Below are 6,368 nucleotides of genomic sequence, written 5' to 3'. Positions count from 1 at the left end.
GGTCGGTCACGGCGATGAAGCCGGCCTCGGCCGATTCCACGAACCGGCCATTGATGTAATTGTGTTCGTCCCGCATGACAACGCTCCTCCTGATCCTGGCAGGTGAATTGTTGTCATGCGTGGGGGGCGGGGCAAGCGACGATTTTTATCGTCTAACTTGAGAAAAACGAATGTTAGTGGGGGAGGGCGGGCTCCCCCGGCGCGGTACTCAGCGTGGGGCTTCCGGCGCGGCGTGCCGGTAGGTGTCGTGTTGCGCCGCCTCGTCGTCGATCTCGCTCAGGTTCATGCCCTTCGTTTCCCGGGTGAAGTAGAGCAGCACGCCGCCCAGCAACGCCGCACCGATCGAGAAGATGATGATCGCCATCGGCATGGAGATCGTGAAGCGGCTCATGGCCGACAGCGTGATGAACGGGGCCAGGCCGCCGCCGATCACCCCGAAGTTGTAGAGGAACCCCACGCCCGACGCACGAACTTCCCGCGGCAGGTTCTCGGTGAGAATCGTGCCCCAGATGCCGGACGCGCCCACCAGAAAGAACCCGCTCAGGAATGCGAAGAACAGCGCGGCGGCGGTGCTGGCCGTCGACAGCACGAGGCCCGCGACGCACACCGAGCCGATCCCGATCATCGCCGAGATGGCGCCGCGCCGGCCGAGCTTCTCGGCGATGAACCCGCTGGCGATGAAGCCGAGGATCTGGCCGACCGCCGAGGACATCGCCACGCCGCTGACGAACGCCGCCGGCAGATTCAGGTTGCGCAGGTAGGTGGGCAGCAGCGCCTGGAACGGCCAGTTGCCGAAGCACAGCACGAACATCAGGACTGCGAGATACGCGACGCGGCCCGGATAGCGGCGGAACAGCTCGACCACGGGGTTCTTCCGCGGCTGATGCGCCGCTTGCGCCTGGGCCTGCTTCCACGCCTCCGATTCCGGCACGCAGAACACGATGAACAGGCCCAGCACGATCGCCGGGGGCAGGCCGACGAAGAACATGCCGCGCCAGCCGAACGTCGGGTAGATGAACTGATAGGCGAGCGCCGCGCCGATCGTGCCGAGGCCCCAGCCGGTGTCGAGAATGCCGATGCCGATGGCCCGGTATCGCTCGGGCCACGATTCCGCCACCATCGCCGCGCCGAGGGAAAAACCGGGCGCCATGCCGAAGCCGAGCAACAGCCGAAACACCGCGAGGGAAACGAAGCTCCACGACAGGCCGGTGGCCACCGCGCCGGCGGTGAACCAGGCCAGCGTGATGAGCAGCGGGATCTTGCGCCCGATCCGGTCGCTCAGGCCGCCGAACGCGAGCCCGCCGATCCAGCGCACGCCGTAGGTCGCGAGCAGCAGCAGCGAGGCGGTCGAGAGCGCCACGTTGAATTCGTTCGCGATGTCCTTCAGAACGAACGTGATCGCCAGAAAATCGAGTGCGTCGTTGACCCACACGCCCCAGGCGGCAATGAGCACACGCCACTGCGTGCCGGTGATCTCTCGATACCAGCGTTTGGCGGGCTGTCGTTCCAGTGTGATGTTCGGTGGCATGGTGTCTCCTTGTGCGAATCTCGTGTCGAGCCAATGTAACCGGTCTCATTGAGGTGGGCAACACCTTCGCATTGAAATTTCGTGCGTCTAGGGAATACACCTAAATGTATGAATTTGAATAAATAAAGAGTGTGAGATCGAGCGTAAGTGCTTGATGTGAAATGTTGAAACCGATTTCAATCGGTGTGGTGCGGCACGGCTTGACCGCGCGAGGTGCCCTCTTCGCAGGCGCGCAAATCGGCCGAGGCCGCCCATCGCGGGGCAGCCTGTTTGAAAGCGGTGTCGTGGGAGCGCGAAGAGGTGCTGCCGCCGTTGCGCGTGGTAGCGAAAGGAAGCGCGGCGTGCGTGCCGCGTCGAGACGGCGCGGCGCGCGGGTCAGGCGTCGCGGTCGGCCCGATGTCCGGGCGGGGGCGCCGACGACGCGCGGACGATGATCGTCGCTTCGCATTCGACGCTGCCGGGCCAGTGCTCGCCGGAGAGTTCCGCGAGAATCATCTGCGCGGCGGTGCGCCCGATTTCCGCGCTCGGCACGCTGACGGTCGTCAGGGGCACGGGAAGTTCGGACATGATCTCGAAATCGTCGAACCCCGCAAGCGTCAAGGCGTTCGGGATGTCGTAGCCGCGTCGCGTCGCTTCGAGCATCGCGCCGATGGCGAACGTCCCGTTGCCGCAGATGATGGCGGTAGGCGGCTGCGGCGTGTCCATGACCTGCGAGAACAGCGTGCGTCCCACGCCGACGCCCCAGAAGCCTTCCGCCATGTGCGCGGCGGAGATGCCGAGGCCGTGCTCGGCGAGCGCATCCCGAACGCCGTCGCGTCGCGCGCGGGCGCGATCGTTGGAGTCCGCCGTCTGCGACAGCATGGCGAACCGCCGGTGGCCGAGGTTCAGCAGGTAGGTGGTGAAGTCGAAGAAGGCCTTGTGGTTATCGATGCCGACGCAGAGGTGCGGGCTCTCCTTCCGGTACGTGAACGTATTGACGAACGGCACGCCGCGCTGGGCCAGCGTGGGGTAGAGATCGGGGTGATGCGACTCGCCGACCAGCACGACGGCGTCCACGCCGCGTTCGAGCATGTTGCGAATCTGGTTGTATTCGCGTTCCGTGTCGTATTGCGAGCAGCCGAGCAGCAACGTGTAGCCGGCCGATTCGAGCGCTTCCTGCAATGCCTGGATCGCGGTCGCGAAGTGCTCGTTCGACACGGTCGGGAAGACGGCCCCGATCGTGCCGGTGCGCTGGGTGGCCAGCGCCCGAGCCGCCGCGTGCGGCACCCAGCCCAAATGGCTGATCGCCGCGGCGATGCGCTCCCTCAACTCGTTCGAGACCGCCTCGGGCTTGTTCATCATCCGCGACACCGTGGCGGACGACACGCCTGCAAATTTGGCCACGTCGCGCAGCGTGACGCTCGACGGCGAGCGGGGCTTCCTGGCATCCGTGGAATCGGAAGTCGTCAATTTTGCTTTCTCTTTGTTCATGCAGGGCCCGAGCCGATCGCGTTCGGGGGAATTATAACGACCCCGAACGGAGGCCGGCCGGCCGCGTCGCCGGCGCGTGCGGGCGGCGGGTTTCGCCGCCCGAAGCCGGGCGAACGTCGCGCCTGTCGATCGCTTTGTGTAATTGAGAAACCGGTTACATTAAGAAGATAGAAAGCCTGATGAATCAGGTTGTATCGTGAAAGTCATTGCTGTCATGGGTTGTAGTGGTTATCCCTGAATTTAAGAAGGATGGCGTGGATTCGCCTTGAAGCATGTTGTGAGACCGGTTACATTGAATCGTCCGGCCGCATTCGGCCCATCCAACCAGGCAACGTCATGCAACGAATCTCATCCGATGAAGCCGCAGCGCTGCTGCGCACCGGCGATTCCGTCCTGATCAGCGGGTCGGGCGGCGGTCACGCCGTGCCCGAAGCGCTGCTCGCCGCCGTCGAGCGGCGCTTCCAGCGCGAACGGCAACCGCGCGACCTCACCTCGATCAGCGTGGTGGGCATCGGCGATCGCATTTCGCTGGGCGCGTGCCATCTCGCGCACGAGGGGCTGCTCAAGCGCGCCATCACGAGCGCGCTGATCGATTCCCCCGGCCTGCTGAAGATGGCCGCCGAGGATCGGATCGAGGCGTACACGCTGCCGCAGGGCGTGCTGTCGCAATTGATGCGGGAAATGGCGGGCGGGCGCCCCGGCCTGATCACGAAAACGGGCCTCGACACGTTCGTCGATCCGCGCCAGCAGGGCGCGCGTCAAAGCCCGCGCACCGTGGAGCCGCTGGTGGAACTGCTCGAGCTGGACGGCGAGGAGTGGCTCCGCTTCAAGCCGTTCCCGATCGACGTGGCGTTCCTGCGCGGCACGACCGCCGACGAGGACGGCAACGTCACGATGGAGCAGGAGGCCGTGCTGGGTGAAATGATCGCGATGGCCCAGGCCACGCGCCGCGCCGGCGGCATCGTGATCGTGCAGGTCAAGCGCATGGCGCGCAGCGGGACGCTGCCGCCCAAGCAGGTCAAGATCCCCGGCATTCTGGTGGATTTCGTGGTGGTGGAAGCCGAGCAGCGCCAGACCTATGCCACCGACTACGATCCGAGCTACGCCGGCGAACTGCGCGTGCCGCTCAGCGACATCAAGGCGCTGCCGTTCGGCCCGCGCAAGGTGATCGTCCGGCGCGCCGCGATGGAGCTCTATCCCGCCGCCGTGTGCAATCTCGGCGCGGGCATTTCCACCGGCCTCTCCACGGTGGCCGCCGAGGAAGGGCTGCTCGAATCGGTCGTCCTGACCAACGAGCAGGGGCTGATCGGCGGCGCGCCGATCACCGGCCGCGATTCGGGCGGCGCACAGAACTTCGCCGCCATGATCGAACAGCCATCGCAGTTTGATTTCTACGACGGCGGCGGCCTCGATCTGGCGTTTCTTTCGTTCGCCGAAGTGGACGCCAGGGGCAACGTCAACATCAGCCGGTTCGGCGACAAGATCGTGGGCGTCGGCGGGTTCATCAACATCAGCCAGAACGCGAAGCGCGTGATTTTCAGCGGGACGCTCACGGCAGGCGGCCTCGATGTCCAGTGGGAAGGCGGCCGCACGACGATCGTGGAAGAGGGGCGGCACCGCAAGTTCGTGCGTTCGCTAGAGCAGATCTGCTACAACGCGGCGCTCGCGCATCGCAAGGGCAACTCCGCGCTGTTCGTCACCGAACGGGCGGTGTTCCGTGTCGGCGCCGAGGGGCTCGAACTGATCGAAGTGGCGCCCGGCATCGATATCGAACGGGACGTGTTCGCGCAGATGGAGTTCCGCACGCCGATCGCCAGCGACGTGCGCGAGATGGATGCGCGCCTGTTCGCGCAGGGCCTGATGGGCATCGCCGGCGAAACCTCGGCGCGCGAGCGGCGCTATCGGTCCGAGCGCGTGGCGCAATGGAGCCGGAGCCACGCATGAGCCATCCCCTTGCCATAAGTGGCGCGACGCGTCTCTACGCGATCGTGGGCGACCCGATCGAACAGGTGCGTTCGCCGCAGGTGTACTGCACCGAGTTCTCCCGGGCCGGCGTCGATGCCGTGCTCGTTCCGGTCCATATCGCGCGCGAGGATGTGCGCGACGTGTTGCCTGCGCTGCTCAAGACGAAAAATCTCGATGGCGTGCTGGTGACGTCGCCGTTCAAGGCGGACGCATTGGCCATCGCCGGCGCGGTGCATCCGCGCGCGCAACGCGTCGGCGCCGTGAATGCCTTGCGGCGAGACCGTAGCGGCGCATGGTTCGGCGACATGTTCGACGGCGAGGGTTTCGTTCGCGGCTTGCTCGCTCGCGGGCATCGTGTCGAGGGCCGTCGCGCGCTCGTGCTCGGATGCGGCGGCGCGGGCAGCGCGATTGCCGGCGCGCTGATCGACGCGGGCGTGGCCAGCGTCACGCTGTCGGATCTCGACGGCGCGCGTGCGCGGCAGGTCGCCACGGCGCTGTCCGTCAATGCCGGCGCGTGTTCGGTCGTGGCGGGACGCGCCGATGCGGCCGGAAAGGATTTGATCGTCAACGCGTCGATTGTCGGCATGCGCGAATCGGACGGCCTGCCCGCGCCGTTCGACGCGTTCGCTCCCGATGTGCTGGTGGGCGACGTCGTGCTTCGTCCGGCGGATCGGCCCACCGCGCTGATCGCGCTGGCGCAGCGGTGCGGATGCGCGTTCGTGACGGGCGTCGACATGCATGCGGGCCAGGTGGACGCGATCCTCGAATTCTTCGGCATGCGCCGCGCGGTTTGATCACGATTAGGGAGGCTGAACATGTCGGTGCTTGGCTCGGCGGTTGTCTTGATCTGGAACGATGTGGTCGACAGCGCACGTGTCGATTTTTATGAGTGGCACAACAAGGAACACATTCCCGAGCGGCTTGCGCTGGAAGGGTTTCTTCGCGGCCGGCGCTTTCGCGGCGCCGATGCGTCGCCGGAGTGGCTGACCGTGTACGAGGCCGCCGGCCTGGACGTGCTCACCGGCCATGCGTATCTGGAGCGTCTGAATCACCCGACGCCCGCGACGCTGGCCACCGTCAGGCATTTCAGAAACACCACGCGCGCGTTGTGCCGGATCGCGCATTCGGCGGGGCAGAGCAACGGCGCGTTCGTGGTCACCGCGCGGCTTCAGCCGGCCCGCGCCGAACCCGACGACGCGCTGGACGCGTTCGTGCGGCAGCGGTTTGCCGAGCTGCTGACGCAGCCCGACGTGGTCGCGTCGCATCTGTTCGCCACGGACCTCGACGCGAGCCACGTCCAGACGAACGAAGCGCAGCAACGGGGCGGCGCGGGCGACGTGCCGGCGCGCATCGCGATGATCGAATGCACGACCGAGGCCGGCGCGCGGGCGGCCGCGCGGCGGCA

At 66.3% G+C, this 6,368-nt stretch carries 5 protein-coding genes; 3 read left to right on the top strand and 2 right to left on the bottom strand.

What is annotated here, in order from left to right; all coding sequences use genetic code 11:
* Positions 1-208 precede the first annotated feature (208 nt).
* Complete coding sequence (locus tag G3N92_RS28960; protein ID WP_206131005.1) at positions 209-1,528, bottom strand: MFS transporter; 1,320 nt, start codon at positions 1,526-1,528, stop codon at positions 209-211.
* Between the two features lie 375 nt (positions 1,529-1,903).
* On the bottom strand, positions 1,904-2,977 hold the full coding sequence (locus tag G3N92_RS28955) for a LacI family DNA-binding transcriptional regulator (RefSeq protein WP_241015083.1): 1,074 nt from the start codon (positions 2,975-2,977) through the stop codon (positions 1,904-1,906).
* Positions 2,978-3,334: 357 nt separating this feature from the next.
* Here G3N92_RS28955 and G3N92_RS28950 point away from each other — a divergent pair, with 357 nt between their 5' ends.
* The 3 genes from G3N92_RS28950 to G3N92_RS28940 all read left to right on the top strand — a co-directional run.
* A complete protein-coding gene (locus G3N92_RS28950) occupies positions 3,335-4,942 on the top strand; it encodes a CoA-transferase (protein ID WP_206131003.1) in 1,608 nt (535 codons plus the stop codon).
* The gene (locus tag G3N92_RS28945) at positions 4,939-5,757 is read left to right on the top strand and encodes a shikimate dehydrogenase (RefSeq protein WP_206131002.1); all 819 of its coding nucleotides are present in this window, start codon (positions 4,939-4,941) and stop codon (positions 5,755-5,757) included. Before G3N92_RS28950 ends, G3N92_RS28945 begins: the two co-directional genes overlap by 4 nt.
* Before the next feature lie 48 nt (positions 5,758-5,805).
* Positions 5,806-6,368, top strand: a 563-nt coding sequence (locus G3N92_RS28940) for a DUF4286 family protein (RefSeq protein WP_206131001.1), incomplete at its 3' end; no start/stop codon positions are given.

The organism is Burkholderia sp. Ac-20379 (assembly GCF_017104645.1).
Classification (GTDB): Bacteria; Pseudomonadota; Gammaproteobacteria; order Burkholderiales; family Burkholderiaceae; genus Burkholderia.
The sequence above is the reverse complement of the archived record's forward strand: the minus strand, read 5'-3'. Positions and strand labels throughout refer to the sequence as shown.

Bases quoted from the DNA above. Each gene is read 5' to 3' on its own strand.
- G3N92_RS28950 (WP_206131003.1), top strand. From the start codon at position 3,335: ATGCAACGAATCTCATCCGATGAAGCCGCAGCGCTGCTGCGCACCGGC.
- G3N92_RS28960 (WP_206131005.1), bottom strand. From the start codon at position 1,528: ATGCCACCGAACATCACACTGGAACGACAGCCCGCCAAACGCTGGTAT.
- G3N92_RS28945 (WP_206131002.1), top strand. From the start codon at position 4,939: ATGAGCCATCCCCTTGCCATAAGTGGCGCGACGCGTCTCTACGCGATC.